The 26,693-nt window shown below is 59.6% G+C and carries 15 protein-coding genes; 8 read left to right on the top strand and 7 right to left on the bottom strand.

The features are described from left to right. The first annotated feature begins 79 nt into the window (after positions 1–79). The 4 genes from aceF to yccS all read left to right on the top strand — a co-directional run bounded on the left by aceF (position 80) and on the right by yccS (position 7,142). Complete coding sequence (gene aceF, locus AC54XV_RS02620; RefSeq protein WP_496717812.1) at positions 80–1,753, top strand: dihydrolipoyllysine-residue acetyltransferase; 1,674 nt, start codon at positions 80–82, stop codon at positions 1,751–1,753. Positions 1,754–2,072: 319 nt separating this feature from the next. Then, the gene (dbpA, locus tag AC54XV_RS02615) at positions 2,073–3,452 is read left to right on the top strand and encodes an ATP-dependent RNA helicase DbpA (protein WP_010440122.1); all 1,380 of its coding nucleotides are present in this window, start codon (positions 2,073–2,075) and stop codon (positions 3,450–3,452) included. Between the two features lie 175 nt (positions 3,453–3,627). Continuing rightward, entirely contained in the window at positions 3,628–4,806 is a 1,179-nt protein-coding gene (locus AC54XV_RS02610) for a BaiN/RdsA family NAD(P)/FAD-dependent oxidoreductase (protein ID WP_496717810.1), read from the top strand. Positions 4,807–4,943: 137 nt separating this feature from the next. Then, complete coding sequence (yccS, locus tag AC54XV_RS02605) at positions 4,944–7,142, top strand: YccS family putative transporter (protein WP_011266454.1); 2,199 nt, start codon at positions 4,944–4,946, stop codon at positions 7,140–7,142. Here yccS and AC54XV_RS02600 read toward each other — a convergent pair. Continuing rightward, positions 7,105–7,860, bottom strand: a complete 756-nt coding sequence (locus tag AC54XV_RS02600) for a substrate-binding periplasmic protein (protein ID WP_032655164.1) — start codon at positions 7,858–7,860, stop codon at positions 7,105–7,107. The two genes, yccS and AC54XV_RS02600, sit on opposite strands and share 38 nt — an antisense overlap. Positions 7,861–8,087: 227 nt before the next feature. Between AC54XV_RS02600 and AC54XV_RS02595 the strand changes: the two genes are divergently transcribed. Beyond that, positions 8,088–8,546 carry a GNAT family N-acetyltransferase gene (locus AC54XV_RS02595; protein WP_003404616.1) on the top strand — a complete coding sequence of 153 codons (459 nt, stop codon included), beginning with the start codon at positions 8,088–8,090 and terminating at the stop codon, positions 8,544–8,546. 7 nt (positions 8,547–8,553) lie between these two features. Here the strand turns inward: AC54XV_RS02595 and AC54XV_RS02590 are convergent, their stop codons facing one another. From AC54XV_RS02590 to AC54XV_RS02580, 3 genes are read right to left on the bottom strand one after another with little or no spacing between them, the layout of a single operon-like run. Next, positions 8,554–8,850, bottom strand: coding sequence for a winged helix-turn-helix domain-containing protein (locus tag AC54XV_RS02590; RefSeq protein ID WP_011266452.1), 297 nt, complete (start codon positions 8,848–8,850; stop codon positions 8,554–8,556). A gap of 26 nt (positions 8,851–8,876) precedes the next feature. Beyond that, positions 8,877–9,401, bottom strand: a complete 525-nt coding sequence (locus AC54XV_RS02585; protein WP_003404609.1) for a M48 metallopeptidase family protein — start codon at positions 9,399–9,401, stop codon at positions 8,877–8,879. 32 nt (positions 9,402–9,433) lie between these two features. After that, complete coding sequence (locus tag AC54XV_RS02580) at positions 9,434–11,572, bottom strand: two-component system response regulator (RefSeq protein WP_024640337.1); 2,139 nt, start codon at positions 11,570–11,572, stop codon at positions 9,434–9,436. 317 nt (positions 11,573–11,889) lie between these two features. Between AC54XV_RS02580 and AC54XV_RS02575 the strand changes: the two genes are divergently transcribed. Continuing rightward, complete coding sequence (locus AC54XV_RS02575; RefSeq protein WP_003404605.1) at positions 11,890–12,561, top strand: polysaccharide lyase family 7 protein; 672 nt, start codon at positions 11,890–11,892, stop codon at positions 12,559–12,561. 83 nt (positions 12,562–12,644) lie between these two features. On the opposite strand, the gene putP is transcribed toward AC54XV_RS02575, so the two are convergent. Then, positions 12,645–14,132: a sodium/proline symporter PutP gene (gene putP, locus AC54XV_RS02570; protein ID WP_024641089.1), complete on the bottom strand. Its 1,488-nt coding sequence runs from the start codon at positions 14,130–14,132 to the stop codon at positions 12,645–12,647. A 448-nt stretch (positions 14,133–14,580) separates the two neighbouring features. Here putP and putA point away from each other — a divergent pair, with 448 nt between their 5' ends. Both putA and AC54XV_RS02560 read left to right on the top strand, forming a co-directional pair. Beyond that, positions 14,581–18,534, top strand: coding sequence for a trifunctional transcriptional regulator/proline dehydrogenase/L-glutamate gamma-semialdehyde dehydrogenase (gene putA / locus AC54XV_RS02565; RefSeq protein WP_058398804.1), 3,954 nt, complete (start codon positions 14,581–14,583; stop codon positions 18,532–18,534). A gap of 269 nt (positions 18,535–18,803) precedes the next feature. Next, on the top strand, positions 18,804–20,606 hold the full coding sequence (locus AC54XV_RS02560; protein ID WP_058398803.1) for an acyl-CoA dehydrogenase: 1,803 nt from the start codon (positions 18,804–18,806) through the stop codon (positions 20,604–20,606). 22 nt (positions 20,607–20,628) lie between these two features. Here AC54XV_RS02560 and AC54XV_RS02555 read toward each other — a convergent pair whose 3' ends face one another. Beyond that, on the bottom strand, positions 20,629–23,277 hold the full coding sequence (locus tag AC54XV_RS02555) for a dermonecrotic toxin domain-containing protein (RefSeq protein ID WP_080396022.1): 2,649 nt from the start codon (positions 23,275–23,277) through the stop codon (positions 20,629–20,631). A 99-nt stretch (positions 23,278–23,376) separates the two neighbouring features. Beyond that, a complete protein-coding gene (locus AC54XV_RS02550) occupies positions 23,377–26,511 on the bottom strand; it encodes a dermonecrotic toxin domain-containing protein (RefSeq protein ID WP_496717804.1) in 3,135 nt (1,044 codons plus the stop codon). Between the last annotated feature and the right edge of the window lie 182 nt (positions 26,512–26,693).

Genomic DNA, 26,693 nt, shown 5'->3' with positions numbered 1-26,693 from the left:
AAATGAGCATCCAACGCTGTTTCGTTGTAACTGAACCAGCGTATTCGTGAGTGAACAGGTTCTCCTAAGGAGAGACATAGTGAGTGAGTTAATTCGTGTACCCGACATCGGCAACGGTGAAGGCGAAGTCATTGAATTGATGGTCAAGGTCGGTGATCGCATCGAAGCCGACCAGAGCGTTCTGACGCTTGAGTCGGACAAGGCGAGCATGGAAATCCCTGCTCCCAAGGCTGGCGTCATCAAGACCATGAAGGTCAAGCTGGGTGACCGCCTGAAAGAAGGCGACGAGCTGTTCGAACTGGAAGTGGAAGGCGAAGCGGCTGCGGCTGCGGCCCCGGCACCTGCTGCCGAACCTGCCCCTGCCCCTGCCCCTGCCCCTGCTGCTGCCGAAAAGCCGGCTGAAGCGGCACCTGCACCTGCGGCCGCCGCCGAGCCTGCTCCGGCAGCCAGCGCCAGCGTTCAGGACATCCACGTACCGGACATCGGTTCGTCGGGCAAGGCCAAGATCATCGAACTGATGGTCAAGGTCGGTGACAGCATCCAGGCCGATCAGTCGCTGATCACCCTGGAATCCGACAAGGCCAGCATGGAGATCCCTTCTCCGGCAGCAGGCGTTGTCGAGAGCATCGAAGTCAAGCTGGACCAGGAAGTCGGTACCGGCGACCTGATCCTGAAACTGAAAGTCGAAGGCGCCGCGCCTGCCGCTGCTCCGGCGCCTGCCGCCAGCGCACCCGCCGCGGCCCCGGCCAAGGCTGAGGCCGCGGCTCCAGCTGCCCCTGCTCCCAAAGCAGAAGCAGCACCTGCGCCAGCGGCTCCAGCGGCTCCGGCCAAAGACGGTGCCAAGGTTCATGCCGGCCCGGCCGTTCGTCAGCTGGCCCGCGAATTCGGCGTCGAGCTGAACGCTGTCAGCGCCACCGGCCCGCACGGCCGTGTGCTGAAAGAAGACGTTCAGGCTTACGTCAAAACCATGATGCAGAAGGCCAAGGAAGCTCCAGCTGGCGGCGCAAGCGGCGGCTCGGGCATCCCGCCGATTCCGGAAGTCGATTTCAGCCGTTTCGGCGAGATCGAAGAAGTACCGATGACGCGCCTGATGCAACTCGGCGCTTCCGGCCTGCACCGCAGCTGGCTGAACATTCCGCACGTCACGCAGTTCGACCAGGCCGACATTACCGACCTGGAAGCTTTCCGTGTGGCGCAGAAAGGCGCTGCCGAGAAGGCTGGCGTCAAGCTGACCGTCCTGCCGCTGCTGCTCAAATCCTGCGCCCACCTGCTCAAGGAGCTGCCGGACTTCAACGCTTCGCTGGCGCCTAGCGGCAAGGCCGTGATTCGCAAGAAGTACGTGCACATCGGCTTTGCCGTGGACACCCCGGACGGCCTGCTGGTCCCGGTCATCCGCGACGTCGACCAGAAGAGCCTGTTGCAACTGGCCGCCGAAGCCGCCGCACTGGCGGAAAAGGCGCGCAACAAGAAACTGACGGCGAACGACATGCAGGGCGCGTGCTTCACCATCTCCAGCCTCGGCCACATTGGCGGCACCGGCTTCACGCCGATCGTCAACGCGCCGGAAGTGGCGATCCTCGGTGTGTCCAAGGCAACCATCCAGCCAGTCTGGGACGGTAAAGCCTTCCAGCCGAAACTGATGCTGCCGCTGTCGCTGTCCTACGATCACCGCGTGATCAACGGCGCAGCTGCTGCCCGCTTCACCAAGCGCTTGAGCGAATTGCTGGCGGACATCCGCACAATCCTGCTGTAAGCCCTGCAGGCCCGTCCCAGGACGGGCCTTGCTGTACACCCTTGCGAGCTGCCACGCTCGAACCTCAACCCCGCCCTCCAGCGGGGATTTTTTTGCCCTGGATATCGCGCCCATGCTCCGCGCTCATTGCTGGATCCTGTGGGAGTGACCGGGGCGGCGATCCGCATTGCTCACGAAGACCATGGTCCAGACGCCCCATCTTCTGGGACTGTAAGGGCCCCTTCGCGAGCAAGCTCGCTCCCACGACCTTTATCGCGGTGCCAGGTCTGACTGGCGGGTGATACACTACGCGACATTTTTGTTTTGCAGGTCCACCGTCGTGACTAACACCGCTTTCAATTCCCTGCCTCTGTCCGCTGCCATGCTGGCTAACCTGGAGTCGCTTGGTTATGCCGAAATGACACCGATTCAGGCGCAGAGCCTGCCGGTGATCCTCAAGGGCATGGACCTGATCGCGCAAGCCAAGACCGGCAGCGGCAAGACCGCTGCGTTCGGCATCGGCCTGCTCAACCCGATCAACCCGCGTTTCTTCGGTTGTCAGGCACTGGTCATGTGCCCGACCCGCGAACTGGCGGATCAGGTGGCCAAGGAAATCCGCCGTCTGGCGCGTTCCGAGGACAACATCAAGGTCCTGACCTTGTGTGGCGGCGTTTCATTCGGCCCGCAGATCGGCTCGCTGGAACATGGCGCGCACATCATCGTCGGTACTCCGGGTCGCATACAGCAGCATTTGCGCAAGGGCTCGCTGGTCCTGGACGGCCTGAACACGCTGATTCTCGATGAAGCCGACCGCATGCTGGACATGGGCTTCTACGACGCCATCGCCGACATCATCGAGCAGACCCCGCAGCGCCGTCAGACCCTGCTGTTCTCCGCCACCTACCCGGTCGGCATCAAGCAGTTGTCCTCGAAGTTCATGCGTGATCCGCAGACCGTCAAGGTCGAAGCACTGCACGCCGACAGCCAGATCGAGCAGATTTTCTACGAGATCTCCCCGGAGCAGCGCCTGGAAGCGGTGGTCAAGGTACTCGGCCATTTCCGTCCGACGTCCTGCGTGGCGTTCTGCTTCACCAAGCAGCAGGTCCAGGAAGTGGTCGATCACCTGACCGCCAAGGGCATGTCTGCCGTCGGCCTGCATGGTGATCTGGAACAGCGTGACCGTGATCAGGTACTGGCGATGTTCGCCAACCGCAGCACCTCGGTACTGGTCGCCACGGACGTAGCCGCGCGCGGTCTGGATATCGACGCGCTGGACATGGTGATCAACGTCGAGCTGGCGCGTGATTCGGAAATCCACATTCACCGCGTCGGCCGTACCGGTCGTGCCGGCGAGAAAGGCATCGCGGTCAGCCTCGTGGCCCCGTCGGAAAGCCAGCGCGCCCGTGCCATCGAAGAATTGCAGAAAGCGCCGTTGAACTGGCAGCAATACGACAGACTGAGCATCAAGGAAGGCGGCAAGCTGCTGCCCGCCATGACCACCCTGTGCATCGGTTCGGGCCGCAAGGACAAGCTGCGTCCGGGCGACATCCTCGGCGCACTGACCGGCGAGGCAGGCATTGCGGGCACTCAGGTCGGCAAGATCGCGATTTTCGACTTCCAGGCCTACGTTGCCGTCGAGCGCAGCATGGCCAAACAGGCCCTGGAGCGTTTGAACAATGGCAAGATCAAGGGCAAGTCGCTGCGCGTGCGGATTTTGTAAAGTTTATCGTTGACCCTGATAGTCCCTACACGCCGCGCCGAGCGTCATATACAGGCCCCGAAGGTCCTGAAAACGCGGTTTTCAGGCTTCTGCGGCCAGAATCAAAAACAGGCTTGTGCATAGCTTGGCGCGGAGCATGGGAACGATCGTGACCTGAAGATCGAGGAACCACGCTGTGCCCGTTACTGACGTTGTAATCATTGGCGCCGGTGCTGCCGGTCTGATGTGTGCGTTCACCGCTGCCGCTCGCGGGCGCAAGGTGATGTTGATCGACCACGCCAACAAACCCGGCAAGAAGATCCTGATGTCCGGTGGCGGGCGGTGCAACTTCACCAACATGTACACCGAGCCGGCAAACTTCCTGTCGCAGAACCCGCATTTCTGCAAATCGGCCCTGGCCCGCTATACCCAATGGGATTTCATCGCGATGGTCGCCAGGCATGGCGTGCCTTATCACGAGAAAAAGCTCGGCCAGCTGTTTTGCGACAACAAGTCCAGCGACATTCTGGAAATGCTTCTGGAAGAATGCCGACAAGCCGGTGTCAGCCTGCACATGGACACCGCCGTGCAGCAGATCGAAAAAACCGACGACGGCTACAGCCTGCAGACCACGCTGGGCACCCTGAACTGCCAGTCGCTGGTGATTGCCACGGGCGGGCTGTCGATTCCGACGCTGGGCGCGACCGGCTTTGGCTATCAGGTCGGCAAGCAGTTCGGCCACACGCTGCTGCCGACCCGCGCCGGGCTGGTGCCGTTCACCATCACCGATCAGCTCAAGGAGCTGTGCACCGAGCTGTCAGGCACCTCGGTGGATTGTCTGGTGAGCTGCAACGACACCAGCTTCCGCGAAAACATCCTGTTCACCCACCGCGGCCTCAGCGGCCCGGCGATCCTGCAGATTTCCTCGTTCTGGCAGCCCGGCGACACCGTGGAAATCAACCTGCTGCCCGATCATGACGTGCCCGCCTGGCTCAACCAGCAGCAGGCCGAGCGCCCCAACAGTGAACTGAAAACCCTGCTGGGCGAGATTTTCACCAAGAAGATGGCCAACCTGATCGCCGAACACTGGTTCGTTTCCAAACCGATGAAGCAGTACACCCACGCCGAACTGGCCGAGATCGCCGAAAAGCTGGCGAGCTGGCAGGTGGTCCCGGCGGGCACCGAGGGTTATCGCACGGCCGAAGTGACGCTGGGCGGTATCGACACCCGTGAAATGTCGTCCAAGACCATGGAATCGCTGAAATCCCCCGGTCTTTATTTCGTGGGCGAAGTGCTCGACGTGAGCGGTCATCTGGGCGGTTTCAACTTTCAGTGGGCGTGGGCCTCGGCCTATGCTGCCGCACACTACGTGTGACCTGGTCGCTGATATGCAACATCACGACACGGCAAACCGGTATAAATTTTGCGAGGCGGATGTACAGCCAGTCATTTGGTCTGTACATATCCTCCTGCACGATCGATCAATTGCGAACAGGGCCGTCAAGCTAACCCATGGCATCGAAATCTCTCCGTCATACATTCCGTCGATTGTGGGCGCTGGATAAATTCAGCTATAGCGTTCGAGTCTTTATCGCACTGACCGGCAGCATGGCACTGTGCTGGTATCAAAATGAAATGGCGTTACTGATCCCGCTGTTTCTGGGGATTATCGCCTGCGCCCTGGCCGAGACCGACGACAGCTGGCAGGGCCGACTCAATGCACTGGCCGTGACACTGGTGTGTTTCAGCATCGCCGCCCTCGCCGTCGAATTGCTCTTCCCCTACCCCATCCTGTTTGTCTGTTCACTGGCGCTGGCCAGCTTCTGCCTGACCATGCTCGGCGCACTGGGTGAACGCTATGGCGCGATTGCCTACGGCACGTTGATCCTTTCGGTCTACACCATGATCGGCGTCGATCAGCGTGGCGGTGAAGTACTGGACTTCTGGCATGAACCGATGCTGCTGGTGGCGGGCGCAGCCTGGTACGGCCTGCTGTCGGTGCTCTGGCAGATGCTGTTTTCCAACCAGCCGGTGCAACAGGCGCTGGCGCGACTGTTTCGCGAGCTGGGCCAGTACCTGAAACTCAAGTCGACCCTGTTCGAACCGATTCGCACGCTCAACGTGGAGGCCCGTCGCCTGGAGCTGGCGCAGCAGAACGGCAAAGTGGTCGCTGCGCTGAACTCCACCAAGGAAATCATCCTGCACCGCGTCGGCAGCGGCCGCCCCGGCTCCAAAGTCAGCCGCTACCTGAAGCTGTACTTCATCGCCCAGGACATCCACGAGCGCGCCAGCTCGTCGCATTACCCCTACAACTCACTGGCCGATGCGTTTTTCCACAGCGACGTGCTGTTCCGCTGCCAGCGCCTGCTGCGTCAACAGGGCGTCGCCTGCCAGGCGCTGTCGGAATCCATCCAGTTACGTCAGCCATTCGTGTATGACCCAAGCTTCGCCGAAGCCATGGAAGACCTGCACGCGTCCCTTGAACATCTGCGCATCCAGAGCAACCCTGCGTGGCGCGGCCTGCTGCGTTCGCTGCGCGCGCTGGCCGCCAACCTTGGCACCCTGGATCGCCTGATCAGCGACGCCAGCAACCCGGACGCCGTGGCCGATGCCACCGACAGCAGCCTGCTGGACCGCTCGCCGCGCAACCTCAAGGATGTCTGGACGCGCCTGCGCCTGCAGATGACCCCGACCTCGCTGCTGTTTCGTCACGCCCTGCGCCTGCCGCTGGCATTGACCATCGGTTACGCGATGGTGCACCTGATTCACCCGTCACAGGGCTACTGGATCATCCTGACCACGGTGTTCGTCTGCCAGCCCAGCTACGGCGCCACCCGGCTCAAGCTCGGCCAGCGGATCATCGGCACCGCGATCGGCCTGACGGTCGGCTGGGTGCTGTTCGATCTGGTTACCAGCCCGATCCTGCAATCGATGTGCGCCGTGCTGGCCGGGGTGGTGTTCTTCGTCAATCGGACCACGCGCTACACCCTGTCGACCGCCGCCATCACGGTGATGGTGCTGTTCTGCTTCAATCAGGTCGGTGATGGTTATGGCCTGTTCCTGCCGCGGCTGTTCGATACATTGCTGGGCAGCCTTATCGCCGGTCTCGCCGTGTTCCTGTTTCTGCCGGACTGGCAGGGACGACGCCTGAACAAGGTGCTGGCCAATACCCTGACCTGCAACAGCATCTACCTGCGGCAGATCATGCAACAGTACGCCAAGGGCAAGAGTGACGACCTGGCCTATCGATTGGCGCGACGCAACGCCCACAACGCCGACGCCGCGCTGTCGACCACGCTGGCGAACATGCTCATGGAGCCCGGCCACTTCCGCAAGGAGGCCGACGTCGGCTTCCGCTTTCTGGTGCTGTCACACACACTGCTGAGCTACCTCTCCGGCCTCGGCGCGCACCGTGATACGCAGTTGCCGAGTGATGTCCGCGAACACCTGATCGATAACGTCGGTGCCACACTGGCCGCCAGCATCGACGAAATCGCCGCAGGGCTGGCCGAGAAGAAGCCGGTTGCGGTGCAGAGCGATGCCGAGGAAGGGCTGGCCGCGCAACTGGAGCAACTGCCCGAAGACATGGACGAAAGTCAGCGACTGGTGCAGGCCCAACTGGCGCTGATCTGCCGCCAGCTGGCTCCGCTGCGCACCCTCGCCGCGCACTTGATCAAAGCTCCGGAGGTTGCTGCAACCCATGCAGTCTGAGCAGCTCATCGTAGGTGCCGTCGGCTTTCATGGCGGCAATTTCGCGATCAAAGTCGGCGACGATCTTGTCGTGGTGGGGATTTTTCAGGCTGACCAGAATATGCAGGCTGTTCTCGCTCAACGAGCCCGGTAGAAACTCGACCCGGTCACGCACCTCATCCGGTTCCATCGCCAGGTTGTAACGGGCTACGTATTCGTCTTCCAGGGTCAGGTCGACACGCTCGGCGGCGAGCATGCGTATGGCGGTGGAGAAGTTTTGCACAGGGACTTTCTGCAACTGGCTGTCGCTGTCAAACGCAGGGGCATAAGCATAACCCCGGACCACCGCGATCACGTATTGGTGGAGCTGGTCATGGGTCAGGGTGCCAATGGGCGACTCCTTGCGCTTGATGAAACGTATCCGGTTGAGCAGGTATTGCGCAGAAAACTGGCCAATTTTCGTACGTTCATCGCTGAACCACGCATTGATCAGCACATCATGACGCCCTTGGCTCAAGCCCAGTATCGCCCGTGCCCAGGGCACTTGCTCATACAGCGTGGTGTACCCGGCACGGCGCAGCGCCGTATTGACGATATCGGTTGCCAGCCCGCCGTTGAGCAGCAGCGCGTCGGTAAAAGGTGGCCAGGGATCGGCGACAAGACGCAACTTTTCAGCTGCGTTGACGTGCGCCATCAGCAGAAAGACCAGCACCCCCACCGCTCGAAGCAACTGCGACATGCTCAGGTTCCTGAAAGGGGCAGCATGCCCGATTTAATCCTATCGGCAGGAAAACGCTCGCCCGTGAGGGCGCCTGCAGTTCTAATTGAAGACCTCAAGCAGGCAGTAGACAAGCCGGGCAGGCAACATGCTCAACCGGCGCAGCATTCATATCGTTGACGGCGTTTATTGGGAATGTCGCCGGATACGTTTAGACTTCGCTTCTGGTTTCCCTGCGAGTCTGCGACATGTCTATCAAATGGATCTGCAAACATCACACCGAGCTGAGCATCGAGCAACTCTATGCCGTGCTGCAACTGCGTGCCGAGGTGTTTGTGGTCGAGCAGCAATGCGTGTACCTGGACGTCGACGGACAGGACCTGATGGGCGACACCTGCCACCTGATGGCCTGGCAGGAAGACAAGCTGGTCGCCTACCTGCGTTTGCTCGACCCGATCCAGCAAGGCGGCGACGTGACCATCGGCCGGGTGGTGACTGCGCCTTCGATCCGCAGCAGGGGCATCGGCCATGAACTGATGGAGCAGGCCCTGGAAAACGCCGAACGCAAATGGCCCGACCAGCCCATCTACCTATCGGCCCAGGCCCATCTGCAAGGCTATTACAGCCGCTACGGCTTCAATCCGGTGGGCGAGGTCTACCTGGAAGACGACATTCCGCATATCGGCATGCGTCGCGATCTGGACTGAAAGCCGCTCAGGGATACTCCAGCACGGCCTTGATGCGCGGCAGATTGTCGGCAATCCAGCCCTTGTCAACGGCGCCCCAGTCACGGATCCGGTAGCTGCCGGCGTGATTGCGGCCGCCTTCGAGCTGCTCGAAATCACACACAATGTCCAGATCGGCAAGCGCACTGATAGTGTCCTGCGCGGTCCGACGCGGCATGCCGGTTGCCGCTATCAGCTCCGGAACACTGCTGGCGATCTGTGAATCGATCAGATACGCCACGTACAGGCGGCGATAGAAACTGCTTTTGGTCTTGCTGACCTGCATCGTCGAATCCTTTTTCAGTGCCTGGCTCAGCATGGCGCTCGCGCGGCCTGCAGATCGCGGTACGTCAGGTACACGCGCAAATCGAACTCCAATTGGTGATAACCGGGCAACATGTGCTCGCACAACTGGTAGAAGGCCTTGTTATGATCCGACTCACGAAAGTGAGCCAGCTCGTGCACGACGATCATTTTCAGAAACTCTGGCGGCGCTTCCTTGAACAGCGCGGCCACACGGATCTCGTTACTGGCCTTGAGCTTGCCGCCCTGCACTCTGGATATCTTGGTGTGCAGGCCCAGCGCGCGGTGGGTCAGGTCGAGACGATTGTCGAAAAGAACCTTCTTGATGGCTGGCGCGTTGCGCAGGTGATCCTGCTTGAGCGCCAGCGCATAGGCGTAAAGGGCCTTGTCGCTCTGGACCTGATGCCGCGCGGGGTAGCGCTGCTCAAGGTAATCCGCCAGACGATCCTCGGCAATCAGCTGCTGCACCTGATCCTGCAGGGCCTGCGGATAGGCCTGCAGGTATTTGAGCGGAGCAGGGCTGGATGCAGTCATGGGGCCTTTGCATGAGATCGAAAAACGCCATTCTACAACAATCTGGTTTGCCTGAAGCCCGCCACATCAAAGTGCCCGGGAAAGCGCAACGCATCTTCTGGCAACATCGGATGAGCGATCAAAAAGCCCTGCATGACCTGACAGCCGTTGTCTGCCAGCCACTGGTATTGCTCGGCAGTCTCGACCCCCTCGGCAATAACCAGCATATCGAGGTTGCGGCTCAGGTCGATGATACTGCTGGCCATCGCCGCCTCGCGCTTTGACCCTGCAATATTGGCCACAAAACGCCTGTCCAGCTTCAAGGTGTCGAGTTGCAGATTGCGCAGGTGCGACAGCGAGCATTCGCCGGTACCAAAGTCGTCGAGCGCAATGCGCACACCGACCTCATGCAACAACTTCAGCTGTTTGTGGCTGTGCGTCAGGTTGTTGACCAGGGCGGTTTCAGTGATTTCCACCTCTATCTGCCCCGGTTTCAGCTCGAAGCGATCCATGGCGCGTTTCAATTCCGAGGCCAGATTGGGCAGGCAGAATTGTGTGGGGCTGACACAGACACTCAACACCATGTCGGGCGCGAAGATGTGGCTCCATGCCTGACGCTGCTCGGCGCCCTGGTCAAAGATCCAGCTGCCGAGCCGATTGATCAGTCTGGTCTCTTCCAGCAGCGGAATGAACAGCGCAGGCGGGACCTCTCCGACCGCTGGATGCTGCCAACGCAGCAAGGCCTCGAAACCACGCAAGCGACCATCCGCCACGTGAATCTGGGGCTGGTACACCACTGAAAAATCCCGACCGTCGATGGCCGTACGCACGCTTTCCTCAAGCATCAGTCGCGAGCGGGCGCGCCCGTTCATGTTCTGATCGTAAAACCGGTATTGTTGCCGCCCTGCACGCTTGGCCTCGTACATGGCGATATCTGCCGCGCGCAGCAGACCGTCCAGATTCGAGCCGCAATCCGGAAAGGTCGCAATGCCGACGCTGGCACCCAGGGTGATCTCGACACCGTCGACCTGGCGTCTTCCGGATACCCGCTCGATGAGCTTTTCGGCGATCTTGGCCGCCTGTTCGGGGTAATCAAGCCCGTCGATTACGACGGTGAACTCGTCGCCGCCGATGCGTGCCAGCACATCATAGGGGCGCATGCTGTCCTTGAACTGCTCGGCGACCCAGAGCAATACCTGATCACCGGCCTCGTGGCCCAGCGTGTCGTTGATCTGCTTGAAACCATCCAGATCCATGAACAGCACGACCAGGTATTTATCCGCCCGCTCGTTGCGCAACAGCATGCTTTCAACGGCCTGATAAAGTCCCCGGCGATTGAGCAGGCCGGTCAACGCATCGGTGACGGCCTGTTTTTCCAGCTGCTGATAAAGATCACGAACCACCGACATATCGAGAACCGTCAGCACCATTGCCTTCTGTTCGGCGGGCAGCGCCGCGCAGGACAACGCCACTGGCAGTTGCGTGCCTTGCGCCGTACGCAGAATGGCGTCGTGCACCCGATAGGTGTCGGACTTGCGATAGTGCTGGTAAAAGCCCGAATCCAGCCAGTGGCCTACCTTCGGTTCGATGATGTAGTCCAGCACCTGGGTGCCGCGCAGGTGATCGACGGAGGTGTTCAATAACTGACAGATAGCCGGGTTGGCAAAGCTGATGGTGCCTGCTTCGTCAACGACCAGAATGCCTTCGGCGACGTTGGCCAGCACCGATGCGTTGAACGCACGGGCCGACTCCAGCTCCAGTGACAGCTGTTGCAGCGCACGACGATTGCGCTGTTGCTCAAGCAGGGTCTGCACCTTGGGCTTGAGCACATTCGGGTCGAAGGGTTTGAACAGATAGTCCGTCGCACCATTCGCATAGCCCTTTTGCACCGCATCCTGGGTCTGCTCATTGGCGGTGAGAAAAATAATCGGCGTAAGGCGGGTGCGCTGACTGCCACGCATCAGTCGCGCGACCTCGAAGCCGTCCATACCCGGCATCTGCACATCCAGCAAAACCAGGTCGACTTCCTGCTCGAGAAGTACGGTCAATGCTTCTATTCCGGAACTTGCAGTCACAATGTGCCAGTCCGTTCTTTGCAGAACAGCGCACATCGTCACCAGATTTTCCGGGTAATCGTCTACAACAAGTAAAACTGAAGAGCCATCATCTGGCTGGTTTGGCACGCGTTCCATGCTGCTTCTCTGTGTGGGCATGACGCCTGAGACTCAGGACGACCGTCATACTTTGGAATAACTCTAGCCTCGTCTCGCCAAAAGCAGAAGCAAGGCGCCTCTTCCCTACTGTCAAAGTTCGATCTAGCCGACTAACGGTCATTCTCTGCACCCCTTACAGGCTCTGCCCTGCAGAAGAAGTGACAGCACTTTGACGCCATCCGTTCGACATTTTTTTATTAACAAATTGTCCTACAAGCCGTATAAAAGCTGGCTGAAGCCTCGTGCCAGAGGCTTTCTCTATGAGCGATACAAAGACATTTACGGACGGAGACAAAATGGTAGATCTTGGATCGTGGAATCTCAGCATCCCGGTGGGGTCGCCCCCCAAGACCATCGAAACCGCTCAGTTAGTAAAAGGCTACGACGGTAAATATTTCAAATCCAAAACCGACGCCATTGTGTTCTGGTCGCCCGTCACCGGCACTAAAACCGAGAACGCCAAATATTCCCGAAGCGAACTTCGGGAAACGTGGTCCGATGGTTCGCTGCATAATTGGGTGTACCCGGATGCCGACAACTTTCTGAATGCCAAACTGGAAGTCGACCAAGTACCTTCCTCAGGCAAGATTGTCATCGGACAAATACACGCATACGAGAGCACAGAGCCGCTCCTGAAAGTCGAGTTTCAATACAAGGAAGACACCAAGACCGGCGATATCGTTGCAAAAGTCCGCAACCGCTATGACGACGATGAAAGCAAGGTTTACACCATCGTAGAGGGTGTGAAGCTCAATGAGACATTCAATTACGTCATTCACCTGAGCAAGGGCGGAAAACTGTCCGTCAGCGCCAAGGATCAGGACTGGAGCACGCGCATCAGTGAGACCTGGCGCGACAAGCCTCTGTACTTCAAGGCGGGGGTGTATACCCAGGACAATACCGGGTACACCTCGGAGGGTGGCAAGGCGACGTTCTACAACCTCGACATCGATCACAACCAGAGCTGAGCGGCACGCAGCTCTCAGCCTGAATACACAACGGCCCGCGCTTCACGAAGAAGAACGGGCCGTTTGTGTTTCAGTCAGACCTGTCAGCGGTTGGCTTTGAAATCCTGTTCGGCGGCCAGGAAACGGGTCTGCATGGACGCAGAAGCAGGCTTGCCGATCAGGCTGAATACCACGATGGCGATGCTGGCCAGGATGAACCCGGGGATGATTTCATACAGCCCCATGGTACTGAATTGCTTCCAGAGCACCACGGTGGCCGCACCCATAATGACCCCGGCCAGAGCGCCGTTGCGAGTCATGCCCTTCCACAGTACCGAAATCAGTACCACAGGGCCGAAGGCTGCGCCGAAACCGGCCCAGGCGTAACTCACCAGGCCCAGCACGCGGTTTTCAGGATTGGCCGCCAGCAGAATGGCAATGATCGCGATCAGCAGCACCATTGCCCGACCTACCCAGACCAGCTCGACCTGCGAAGCGCCCTTGCGCAGATAAGCCTTGTAGAAGTCCTCGGTCAACGCGCTGGAGCACACCAGCAACTGGCAGCTCAGCGTACTCATCACCGCAGCCAGAATGGCCGACAACAGCACGCCGGCAATCCACGGATTGAACAGCAGCTTGGCCAGCTCGATGAACACCCGCTCCGGGTTCTCGGTAACCGGCCCGGCGACCTCAGGGTGCGCGGAAAAATAAGCGATGCCGAAGAAACCCACCGCCACGGTGCCGCCCAGGCACAGGATCATCCAGGCCATGGAGATGCGTCGGGCGCTGGCAATCGACTTGACCGAATCGGCCGCCATGAAGCGCGCCAGGATATGTGGCTGACCGAAATAACCCAGGCCCCAGCCGAGCAGGGAAATGATGCCGATGAATGTGGTGTTCTTGAACATGTCGAAGCTGGTCGGGTCTTTCGCTTCGATCGCCAGAAAGGTGGTGTCGACGCCGCCCGTTGCCAGCAGAACGATGACCGGCGTCAGGATAAGGGCGAAGATCATCAGCGTGGCCTGCACGGTGTCTGTCCAGCTCACCGCCAGAAAACCACCGACGAAGGTGTAGGCGATGGTCGCCGCAGCGCCGGCCCACAGGGCGGTTTCGTAGGACATGCCGAAGGTGCTTTCAAACAGACGCGCGCCCGCAACGATGCCAGAGGCGCAATAAATGGTGAAGAACACCAGAATCACGATGGCCGAAATGATGCGCAGCAGGCCACTGTTGTCTTCGAAACGGCTGCTGAAGTAATCCGGCAGCGTCAGTGCGTCACCGTTGTGCTCTGTCTGCACACGCAGACGGCCGGCCACGAACAGCCAGTTCAGGTAGGCGCCGATGATCAGGCCGATGGCGATCCAGCTTTCCGACAGGCCGGACATATAGATGGCACCGGGCAACCCCATCAACAGCCAGCCGCTCATGTCCGAGGCTCCTGCTGAAAGAGCGGTGACCACGCTGCCGAGGCTGCGTCCGCCGAGAATGTAATCCGAAAGGTTGTTGGTAGAGCGATAGGCCATCAGGCCGATCAATACCATTGCCGCTATATAGATCACGAACGTGATCAAGGTAGGGTTGCTGACACTCATGAGTTCTGCCTTGGCATTGTTTTTATGTTGGCACCCGATGCCAAAGGGAATAGCGACCGATATTCGGCACATCCCTGCTTTTGCACCCGACACCGCGTTGACTGATCGCTCCGCAAGGATCGGCAATCAATGACTGGCGGTTGCACCGCGGGAACGAATCCTATTAAACAATCCAAACAAGGTGCAACCCATTTCATCCTGCAAGTTGCACCTGTTACAAAAAACTCGTGACACATGCATTTACGCGCCATTTTAGGGCGCTTTCAGCGCAATCTACAAAAAATCACGCACCAGCACCGAGCGTAGCGCCATTTTTATCAGCCGCTCACCCGGAACGTCACAAAATATCCTGCAAATCGGGTTGCACCCAGTTGCACCCCACCCTGTCCCGAGGCTAATCTGCGCCAAAGCCGATGCCACTTCCACGTGGCTATAAAGAGGACAACACATGGCCACCACCACTCTGGGCGTCAAACTTGACGACCCGACCCGCGAGCGTTTGAAAGCCGCAGCTCACTCCATCGACCGTACGCCGCACTGGTTGATCAAGCAGGCGATTTTCAATTACCTGGAAAAGCTCGAGAGTGGTGCAACCCTGCTGGAGCTCGACGGTGCTGCCGGCAAGGACAACGAAGACCGCGGCGAGCTGGCAGAAGAGGCGGGGCTGCAATGCTTTCTGGATTTTGCCGAGAGCATTCAACCGCAGTCCGTGTTACGTGCAGCCATCACCTCCGCCTACCGCCGCCCCGAGCCGGAAGTGGTGCCTATGCTGCTCGAGCAGGCACGCCTGAGCGCGCCGGTTGCCGAAGCCACCAACAAGATGGCCGCGTCGATTGCGGAGAAACTGCGTAACCAGAAAAGTGCCGGTGGTCGCGCGGGCATCGTTCAGGGCCTGTTGCAGGAGTTTTCACTGTCTTCCCAGGAGGGCGTCGCGCTGATGTGCCTGGCCGAAGCGCTGCTGCGTATTCCGGACAAGGGCACCCGCGATGCCTTGATTCGCGACAAGATCAGCAACGGCAACTGGCAGCCGCACCTGGGCAACAGCCCGTCGCTGTTCGTCAACGCCGCCACCTGGGGCCTGCTGCTCACCGGCAGGCTGGTCGCCACTCACAATGAAGCGGGCCTTACATCCTCGCTGAGCCGCATCATCGGCAAAAGCGGCGAACCGATGATCCGCAAGGGCGTCGACATGGCCATGCGCCTGATGGGCGAGCAGTTCGTCACCGGCGAAACCATCGGTGAAGCCCTGGCCAACGCCAGCCGCTTCGAAGCCAAAGGCTTCCGCTATTCCTACGACATGCTGGGTGAAGCGGCGCTGACCGAACATGACGCGCAGAAATACCTCGCGTCCTACGAGCAGGCTATCCACTCCATCGGCAAAGCCTCCCACGGTCGCGGCATCTACGAAGGCCCGGGGATTTCCATCAAGCTGTCGGCACTGCATCCACGCTACAGCCGCGCCCAGTACGAGCGGGTGATGGATGAGCTGTACCCGCGCCTGCTGTCGCTGACCCTGCTCGCCAAGCAGTACGACATCGGCCTGAACATCGACGCCGAAGAAGCCGATCGCCTGGAGCTGTCGCTGGATCTGCTCGAGCGCCTGTGTTTCGAACCACAGCTCACCGGCTGGAACGGCATCGGCTTCGTGATTCAGGCGTATCAGAAGCGCTGCCCTTATGTGATCGATTACGTGATCGACCTGGCGCGCCGCAGCCGCCATCGCCTGATGATCCGTCTGGTCAAGGGCGCGTACTGGGACAGCGAGATCAAGCGCGCCCAGGTCGAAGGCCTGGAAGGCTATCCGGTGTACACGCGCAAGGTGTACACCGACGTGTCCTACATCGCCTGCGCCCGCAAGTTGCTCGCGGCACCGGAAGTCATCTATCCACAATTTGCCACACACAACGCCCACACCCTGGCGGCGATCTACCAGATCGCCGGGCAGAATTATTACCCTGGCCAGTATGAATTCCAGTGCCTGCACGGCATGGGCGAGCCGTTGTATGAGCAGGTTGTAGGCAAAGTCGCCGACGGCAAACTGAATCGTCCTTGCCGCGTGTACGCCCCGGTTGGCACTCATGAAACGCTGCTGGCCTATCTGGTGCGGCGCCTGCTCGAAAACGGCGCCAACACCTCGTTCGTCAACCGGATTGCCGACCACTCGATCTCGATTCAGGAACTGGTCGCCGATCCGGTCAGCCAGATCGAACGCATGGCGACCCAGGAAGGCGGTTTCGGCCTGCCGCACCCACGCATTCCGCTGCCGCGTGATCTGTACGGAACCGAACGCGCCAACTCCAGCGGCATCGACATGGCCAACGAGCATCGTCTGGCTTCGCTGTCTTCGGCCCTGCTGGCTACCGCGCACAACGACTGGAAAGCCGCCCCGATGCTGGGCTGCCCGGCCAGCGCTGGCACGCTGAGTGCCGCGCTGAACCCATCGGACCTGCGTGACGTGGTCGGTCATGTGCAGGAAGCGTCCCTTCAGGATGTCGATAACGCCATCCAGTGCGCCTTGAGCGCTGGCCCGATCTGGCAGGCCACTCCGCCTGTCGAGCGCGCTGCGATTCTGGAGCGTGCCGCTGACTTGATGGAGGCTGAAATCCAGCCGTTGATGGGCCTGCTGGTTCGTGAAGCGGGCAAGACCTTCGCCAACGCCATCGCCGAAGTGCGCGAAGCCGTGGATTTCCTGCGTTACTACGCCGTGCAGGCGCGCAATGACTTCACTAACGACGGCCATCGTCCGCTGGGGCCGGTGGTCTGCATCAGCCCGTGGAACTTCCCGCTGGCGATTTTCAGTGGTCAGGTAGCTGCTGCATTGGCTGCCGGTAACCCGGTGCTGGCCAAACCTGCCGAGCAGACGCCGCTGATCGCCGCACAGGCCGTGCGCCTGCTGCTTGAAGCGGGCATTCCGGAAGGCGTGGTGCAATTGCTGCCGGGTCGCGGCGAAACCGTAGGTGCCGGGCTGGTCGGCGACGAGCGTGTCAAAGGCGTCATGTTCACCGGCTCCACCGAGGTCGCCCGCCTGCTGCAGCGCAACGTGGCAGGTCGCCTCGACTCACAGGGTCGCCCCATTCCGCTGATCGCCGAAACCGGTGGCCAGAACGCGATGATCGTCGACTCTTCGGCGCTGACCGAACAGGTGGTGATCGACGTAGTGTCTTCGGCGTTCGACAGCGCCGGTCAGCGCTGCTCGGCACTGCGCGTGCTGTGCCTGCAGGAAGATTCTGCCGACCGCGTCATCGAAATGCTCAAGGGCGCGATGGCCGAGAACCGCCTCGGCAATCCGGAGCGCCTGTCGGTAGACATCGGCCCGGTAATCGACGCAGAGGCCAAGGCCGGTATCGAAAAACACATCCAGGCCATGCGCGACAAGGGCCGCACGGTCTATCAGGTGGCCATCGCCGACAGCGCCGAACTCAAGCGTGGCACTTATGTGATGCCGACCTTGATCGAACTGGAAAGCTTCGATGAGCTGCAACGCGAAATCTTCGGTCCGGTACTGCACGTGGTGCGCTACAAGCGCAAGGAACTCGGCCTGCTGATCGATCAGATCAACGCTTCCGGTTATGGCCTGACCCTGGGCGTGCACACCCGCATCGACGAGACCATCGCCAAGGTCATCGATAACGTCAATGCCGGCAACGTCTACGTCAACCGCAACATCGTCGGCGCCGTGGTGGGTGTTCAGCCATTCGGCGGCGAAGGCCTGTCCGGCACCGGCCCCAAAGCGGGTGGCCCGTTGTACCTGTATCGCCTGCTGTCGACGCGCCCGCAGGATGCTATCGAGAAATCGTTCGTCCGCAGCGACGCGCTGTCTGCGCCGGATACCCGCCTGCGTGAAGCCCTCGGCAAGCCGTTGCAGGCATTGAAGGCCTGGGCTGCCAGCAACCAGCAAAGCGACCTGGACGCCCTGTGCAGTCAATACGCCGAGCAATCGCAAAGCGGCATCACCCGCCAGTTGGCAGGCCCGACCGGCGAACGCAACAGCTACGCGATCCTGCCGCGTGAACACGTACTTTGCCTGGCTGACGAAGAGAACGACCTGCTGATTCAACTGGCAGCCGTACTGGCGGTCGGCAGCTCTGCCGTGTGGCCGGAAACCGACATCAGCAAACCGCTGCGTGCTCGCCTGCCAAAGGACGTTCAGGCGCGCATCAAACTGATACCTGACTGGGCCAAGGACGAAGTCACCTTCGACGCCGTCCTGCACCATGGCGACTCCGATCAGCTACGTGCCATCTGCCAGCAGATCGCACAACGCAGCGGTGCCATCGTCGGCGTAAACGGCCTGTCTCACGGCGAAACCAACGTACCGCTGGAACGTCTGGTGATCGAGCGGGCATTGAGCGTCAACACTGCGGCGGCGGGTGGCAATGCGAGCCTGATGACGATCGGCTGATGCCGCTCGGTAACAGATGACGCAGAGCGTCAAGAACGGCATTCCCACGCGGAGCGTGCGGAACGAGAGGTGTCTGAAAGACACCGACCGTTCCCCTGCTCTGCAATGACTACCGTGCCAATGCTCTGCGTTGGCACGCAGTTCTGGACGCTCTGCGTCCGCTCTCGATGCACCCTCACCCACGCTCGACCATCACCCGAATCAATCTTGCTACCCTCGCCCCTCAACCCGACCTAGACTTGAGCCATTCCAAGAACAGGTACGCCATCATGTCCGAGTCGCTGCTCAGTTCCCGAAATCTGGCTTTCGAGCTGTATGAAGTGCTGGACGCCGAAGGTCTGACGCGTCGCGAGCGCTTTGCCGAGCACTCGCGGGAAACCTTTGATGCGGCGCTGGGGACGGCGCGAGTCATTGCAGAAAAGTACTTTGCACCGCACAACCGCAAGGCTGACGAAAACGAGCCGCGCTATGAAAAGGGCGAGGCGATTCTGATCCCGGAGGTCAAGCCTGCGGTGGATGCGTTTATTGCGGCGGGCTTTCTCAACGCATCGCGTGATTTCGACGTGGGTGGCATGCAGTTGCCTACCTTGCTGTCGCAGGCCTGCTTTGCCCACTTCCAGGCCGCCAACGTCGGGACGACGTCCTATCCGTTTCTGACCATGGGCGCCGCAAACCTGATCGAAAGTTTTGGCAGTGACGAGCAGAAGCAACGCTTTCTGCAACCGATGATCGAGGGGCGCTTTTTCGGCACCATGGCGCTGACCGAGCCCCATGCGGGTTCATCATTGTCAGACATCCGCACACGCGCCGAACCGGCAGATAACGGTACGTATCGGCTGCGCGGCAACAAGATATTCATTTCCGGGGGCGATCATTCGCTGTCGGAAAATATCGTGCACCTGGTGCTGGCGAAACTGCCAGATGCGCCAGGGGGCGTCAAAGGCATCTCACTGTTCATCGTACCCAAGTTTCTGGTCCACGACGACGGCAGCCTCGGCAAACGCAATGATGTGCTGCTGGCAGGTCTGTTTCACAAGATGGGCTGGAAAGGTACGACCTCTACAGCGCTGAATTTCGGCGATAACGGCGAGTGCGTCGGCTATCTGGTCGGCAAGCCTCATCACGGTTTGAGCTACATGTTCCAGATGATGAACGAAGCGCGTATCGGCGTTGGCCTGGGCGCTGTCATGTTGGGCTACTCCGGTTATCTGTTTTCGCTGGATTACGCCCGGGATCGACCTCAGGGTCGCCTGCCCGACAGCAAAAGCCCCGAGAGCACGCCCGTGCCGATCATCCAGCACGCTGACGTGCGGCGCATGCTGCTGACCCAGAAGGCTTACGTAGAGGGCGCGTTTGACCTGTGTCTGTATGCCTCACGGCTGTTCGACGACACCCAGACCGGAGAAACCGAAGACGTCCGCAAGCACGCCCATGAGCTGCTGGACCTGCTGACCCCCGTCGTCAAATCCTGGCCTTCGGAGTTTTGCCTGAAGGCCAATGAACTGGCGATTCAGGTGCTCGGCGGTCATGGTTACACCCGCGAGTACCCCGTTGAGCAGTACTACCGTGACAACCGGCTCAATCCGATTCATGAAGGCACTCACGGCATTCAGTCACTGGACCTGCTCGGGCGCAAGCTGGCGCAGAACGGTGGCACCGGCCTCAAGCAACTGCTGCGCCTGATCGCCAACACCTGCGAGCGCGCGCAGGCTCACGAGTCACTCGTTGAACTGCGCCAGCCTCTGGAGCAAGTGATTGCTCGCTTACAGGCTGTCACTCTGGGGCTGCTGGGCGATCTGGCGCAAGGCAGGATCACCAGCACACTGGCCAACTCGGCGCTGTACCTCAAGGCATTCGGTCACACGGTAATCGGCTGGCGCTGGCTGGAACAGGCAATCCGCGCCGAGGAAGGCCTGGGTAAGGGTAATTCGGCCGACAGCGACTTCTACCACGGCAAACTGCAAGCTGCCCGGTATTTCCTGACGTGGGAAGTACCGGGCTGCCATCATGAACTGACGATTCTGGAAAACCGCGATGACACCTGTCTGGCAATGCGCGATGACTGGTTCTGATCAAAACCAGGCTGGCTGTTGATCAGTGCGGGCTGAACAGGTCTGTCATTGGATTCTGCGGAAAAAACCGGTCGACCAGTACCTTGGCATCTGTCCCCAGCTTAAGCGCGTATTGCTCTCGACTGAATGGCTCGCCCGTGCGCATATCGTAAAGCGCCCGCCCCTGGATTGGACGATCGACCTCCTGCATCTGGACTTTCATGATGCGATAAAACTCACCGCTCACTTCTTCGATGCTGTCGATCTGAAAGTAGCATCCGGGCAAGAAGATCGATTCGGCCTCATCGGGCGAGGCCGAGAATGGCGCAACGGGCGTGGCCCGCAGATAACGCCCTTTGGGCAAAACGAAGACCACCGAGGTGTCATCGAACGTGACCGGCCCAAGCATGGCGCTAGCGGGCGCACCGGCCCGACTGCTGGCGAAGGCGCTGACCACGTAGGGGTTTTCGCTGAACGAGGTGACATCGGTATTGACCAGCACGTCGCCGACCTTGATCTGCCCGCTGCGGAACACGGCACCCGAGGTGCCCCGATCACCACTGCCGCCACGGTACAACTCGACATCATTGTTGTACCCCACCACATGGATGTCATCGGCCAGGCGTTCGATGGCTCTGACCTGGTTTCGGCCCAGGCTCTCACCGGTACGCAGGAACCTGTTGAATTGCGCATCATCCTGGGTATACAGCGTGATGTTGGCGGCGTAATAGTCGTCATCGCCAAGCTTGAAAACCCGATGTTTGCCCTGCCAGGGGTCCCTGTATACCTCGTTGCCATCGGGCGAAGAATCGGACTCCAGGACATCCTCCGGGGTCGCGTCCCAGATTGACATGACCTGTTTCTGCCGGGCCAGAGCTGTTTCTGCAAAGTGCTGCTCATTGAAAATGTCAGTTTGCAAATACCGGTCCCAGAACGAGGAACCTACTGTCGCATAAGGTTTGCCAACCGGGGCAGATGCGCTGCCAGAAGGAATCTGCACATCCATGGGAGAGCCGCCCTGCAAGCCGGGCGACGCCATCAGCGTCCATTTCCCTTCGGCGTTCAGACGAACCGGCTTGCTGCCGATGAACGCAAACGGGTTATCAGGATTGACGACCATCCAGCACTGCTGTTGCTCATTGAACATTACGCGATAAGGCAAGTGCGCCAGCTTGATCCAGGTTTCGCCGTTACCCAGCGTGTAGACGCCGCGCAACCTGCCCTCTTCGGCTGAGGGCGTGAGGGTGTCGAGCAGCAGGTTGCCTTCCATGTTATCCAGCGGGTCGGCAAGCACGCTGCCGCCCTCCAGGGCCTCACTGGAGATCGATGCGACGTCCGTTGTCGTTACCTGTAAAGGCTGGGGAGCGACACGTATGGACATCAGCAGAGGAAGATTGAAGAGTAGATAAAGCGTGTTGAGAATCGCGCCCAGCACACCAGCCTTGCGTTGCGCAGGGGTTTTGCCATTGACCGCCTGATCAATATTCAACCCGGTATTGGCAAGACTTGCCCCGACAAGCGTCAAAGCAACCGGCCAGCTCAGCGGCGCAAGCCCGCCAAACGCCCGCAGGAATGCGCTCAGATAGCCGATCCATATCTGCTTGAGCAGGTCGGTATTGGACGTCAGGATCTCGCGTGCATCGGCGCTCATTGCCTGCCGGGCAACGTCACGCAGGTAAACAAAGGGATCCCCTGCAATAGGCGCTTGCGACTGGTTGATGAGTCGAACGTCAGCACGCCAATCGTGCGCGAGCAAATCGCTCACCGCGCGCGCAAACCTGGCGCCATCTTGTGTCCGGGACGCCTCACCACGCAGGAAATGGCCTGTCATCGCCTTGGCTGCCTGCTCGCCCATGAACTGTTCCTTGAGCCAGTGGTACAAGGCGCGCTCGCTGTCGAACGCCATAAAAGGCTGTTCGGCATCAGGCCAGTAAATCACCTCCCGCCCACCGGCAATGACGATACGCAGCAGGTCGTGGGCCTTGATGCCGTCGATATCCAGCGTATGTACCGACACACCGGGCGGCAACGGCAGCGGCTCCTGCAACGCTTTCAGCGTAGGCGTTTGCAATGGATCGACAATCACGATGCGGGTGACCTGTTTGAAATCGTCGGGTGACAGTTGGCCCTTGCGCAGGCAATGGCCGGCGGCAACCAGATATTGCGCCTTGGCCAGAATGCAAAAGTTGTCACTGTGGGTGTTCCAGAAGCGCTCCATTCGGCGGGTGTACAACGAACTGAAATCAAGCGTCCACATGTCGTTGAGCACATCCTGAGGCAGCATGGGCACCTCATTGCGCTCGTCGAAAAACCCGTGGTCCGGGCCATCGGTATAAAAACCACCGTACAGGGAGAGCTCATCGCTGGCTTCCTGGTCGTGGGCGCTGAAGTGCTTCATGAGCAGCTCGATCAACGTCATCGACTGCACAGGCTTTCCGGAATGCTGCCAGCCGGTGAAGGTACGCGGGCTGCTGCTGGCGGAACCGAAACGATGCCAGTACACCTTTTCAGGATTGAACATCCTGTGGGTGTGTTGAAGAATGATCTTGCTGGCTGCGATATAGGCCAGATCGTGCAGATCGGGATAGTCGAGAACAAACTGCTGCGCACGTTCGCGCAGCAGTTGCTGATCGGTTTTGGAGGCTTGCGAGGGTGGGGGTGACATAACGTCTTCCTGTGTGAGAGAAGTCATGCACGTAATCACCCATCGCAGTGTTCATGGCACTAACTATCTATGCCGTCACGCGCCTGTCGATGGTTCGGGCTCAGCCACTGGACTGTCCACTGAACGCTACCACTCGTTCGCAGAGCCTGGAGTAATCTTCGCCGTGGCCTTGAAGGGGAAATAGAAGTCCACGGTATCCTTCAGATAGGCCTCGTATATGACGGACAGGACTTGATCAGGCGGAAGATAGGAGCGCGCCAGCAAATCGAAGCAGTCAGGTCGCAGCCTTCGCAAAACATCTGACATCAGCTTGGGGCCGGTCAGGTCCGAAATACGTGTCATATAAGGCGTCATCCTGGCTTTTGATGCGGCTTTCGTGGCGTCGTCGGTACGGTCGATGTAGGGCCTGCGGGTGCTGAAGAACGCTTCGTTGATCTGCTTCTCGCTGTCGAAGCGTACCTTTATCTCCTTGAGCATCTGTTTTAAAACAGGATTGTTCGGGTGACTGCCGAAGTGACTGTTTCCCGGCCCTTTATAACCCAGATGCTCCGCCTGCAGCTCCCTTCCCAGCAGTACGTCATTCGGACCGGCTTTCAATGGAAATTTTGCGAAAGGGACGTTGATCGTGTCGTCGCAATCGACATAGATACCGCCATACTCGTCAATCAGCCGATAGCGCAAAATATCCGAGGCAGCGGCGTAATTACGGTTATCCGAGTGCCTGAAGTAATTGAATGCCTCGCCGTTTTCGCCGCTCAGGAAGTCTGGATAGAACGCTTCTTCCTTGAGGCGGGAAATATGCATTTGCGGCTGTTCAAAAAAGTAATCGAACAACTGCTGGTCAGCTGCCGGGTCATCGATATCTATGTGCAGTTGAAAGCGCAAATCCGGACTGGTGCGCATGTTGCTCAGCATCTTTTCCAGGAGGTCTGCACCCGGCGTTCGTTCCCCCATCCAGATGTGGTGAACGATGCGGCTTATGGGTTTGGCGTCTGCCGGCAGGCTCGGTACACGAGGAAAAGTATAGAACTCGAAACGCTGGCTCTGTGGCAGATTTGCCTCAAGTTTCTGGAATGTGTCTTTGGAACCGCGGTTCCACACCCCGTCGCGATCCAGCCACACCAAGCCGTCCCTGTCAGATGGGTCAGTTCGCCAGCAACGAATATCGGGGTCGTAATAGACATTCGTCTTTTCCCCCCTCACCTGAACGAAATACTTCTCTATGACGGTCCCTCTTGATTGACTCAGTACCTCCTCGATGCTGATACCGTCCATAGGCAATTCGACCTGCAACTTGGGGGCCCAGCGCTGGACTTCGATTTTCGGCTCGCCGGGCACCACCGGTACTACGACGCTTTCTGCTTCACTGGCAGGCGGCAACTGCGTACCGTCGAAACTTTCCCCGCCGCGCAGCCCCAGCTTGAGGTCCAGGTCCCAGTAGCCGGTGTCGACAGTCTTCACATAGGGCCCCCACACACGAGGATCCGCGGCGGAGCGAATTCGGTACTGTTTCTCCTGCGGCACCCACTCCACCCGGAACGCACGATCATGCAGTTCGATGTAGCGTTTGCCTTCGAGCGGATAGATACCCGCCACTTCGCCCGACGCAAGTCCCGGCAGTTCCTGAGGCGCTTCAAGCGCGCGCAACAGACGGCGCATTTTCTTGTCAAGCGAGCGCAGTGCCGGGGGTTCGGGCCTGAAAACCGGGGCTGGCTCAATATCGATGACAGGGTCGATCTCAGTCGATGACCCTGGCACCTCATAGCCGCCACCCGTCTCGTCAACCAGCCCTGTTTCAACTCCGGCCTCGACCGCCTCACCCTCCTCGCCGAGAATCGGCAGCGCGTTCAAGACGCCGAAGGCAATCCGCCCGAGCCCAGCCTGACGCTCCTCCAGCGTGTGACCATTCACGGCGGCGTCAACACCCAACCCGACCAGCGCGAGAGACAGCCCTGCGACCACCGGCATCAGCTCGGGAAAGACGATGGCAACGCCACCCAGAACGGACACGCATTCGCTCAAACCGCTGCTGGCTTCCTCTTTCCAGTAGTCGCCATGGCTGCGGATTTTTTGCAGCGCATCGATTTCGGACTTTGCCCTGACCCGAGTCTTGAAGTGCGAGAACGGCCAAGGCTGCAGAGGTTCGCCAAACTGCACCAGCTTTCGGGGGTTCCATGCCCCCGTCGCGGAGTCCAGCAGCTTCGGGTAGACGGCAAAGCCTTTCAGGGCAGTGGCCACACCACTGTAGAAAAAGCCATCCAGGTCATCGGCAGCACTGAAGTGCGCCTCCAAAGAACGGCGCTTGCCGGGGTCCCTGCACATCAGCGCGACCCAGTCCTTGAGTTCGTCTGCGTTCTTGAAGGCATGAATGGGTGACGAATTACCGGGTATATAGAGCAGCACGGTCGGCGAATCGGCGCTGCGTATGACCATGATGTCGACGGCACTGTAACCGTGGACCAGCAGCTCGGAAATCGTCACACGGGTGGCAATCGGGGCAGCGACAAAATCGTCGAAACTCAGCGTTTTCCAGCCCTGATCGCCGGGCAGGCCAAGCGCCTCAAGTACCATGGCCTTGTGCTCGGCCTTGAGGGTATTTTCGTCGGCTTGCAGCCAGGCTGCCTTGAACAACCCGGCCTTTAGCATCAGGTTGTAGTCTTCGCCATGCGCGTGCCAGAACTGCTTCAGATAAGCGATATACCCTGATTGCAGATTGTGATCCCAGATGTATTGCTTGAATGCCTCGGCATTGATGCCAAGTTGTGTCGTTGCGTCATAGCGCTGCGGGCTGGTTTTTCGGTAGATGGCCTCGTAAGCGACGCAGTCGGAAGCGAGCAGCTTCTCGTCCACGACCTGGCAGTCGAAACCGCCGTCACTGTGGGGTTGCAAATGCCCGAGATGATCAAACCAGTTGCCATTGCCCTTTTGCTGCCAGTTACGCAGCAGCGCCTGGGTCAGTGTCATCGAGTGAACGACATTGGCGCGGTGAGGTGCGGGGTAGAGCCTCGGATCTTCGATATACAGCGTGGCGATCAGGGTGTCGTCCGGATCAATCTCGACGCCCCACCGCGACTGGCATTCCTGTGCCACATCCCGCGCAGCCAGGGCGGCAGGTGACTGCAGGTTGATCGGGTTGAGCCGGAAGTAATCGCTGACCGAAAAGTCTTCGTCTACCCGTTTCCGGAACGCTGCGTCAGAGTCATCACCGCCAGCCCTGTCGGCATCGTCGAAGTCGTAATGTGCTGCAAACTCATCATCCATGATGAAAACCTTCTTGGTGGTAGGAGCCCCGACAGTAGTGAGCAAGAAGGTCTGGTCTGCGGTATATAGCTATGCGTCAGCCGCTGGATTGCAACCAATCGTGAGCCCGGGAGCGTCGCTCTGGGTCAATCGCCCTGAATTGATCTTTGACAGCCAAGCAATTCAACAGGTTAAATCGCTTG

The sequence above is a fragment of the Pseudomonas fragariae (ex Marin et al. 2024) genome, from assembly GCF_059621105.1.
This window is presented reverse-complemented; position numbering and strand designations above follow the sequence as displayed.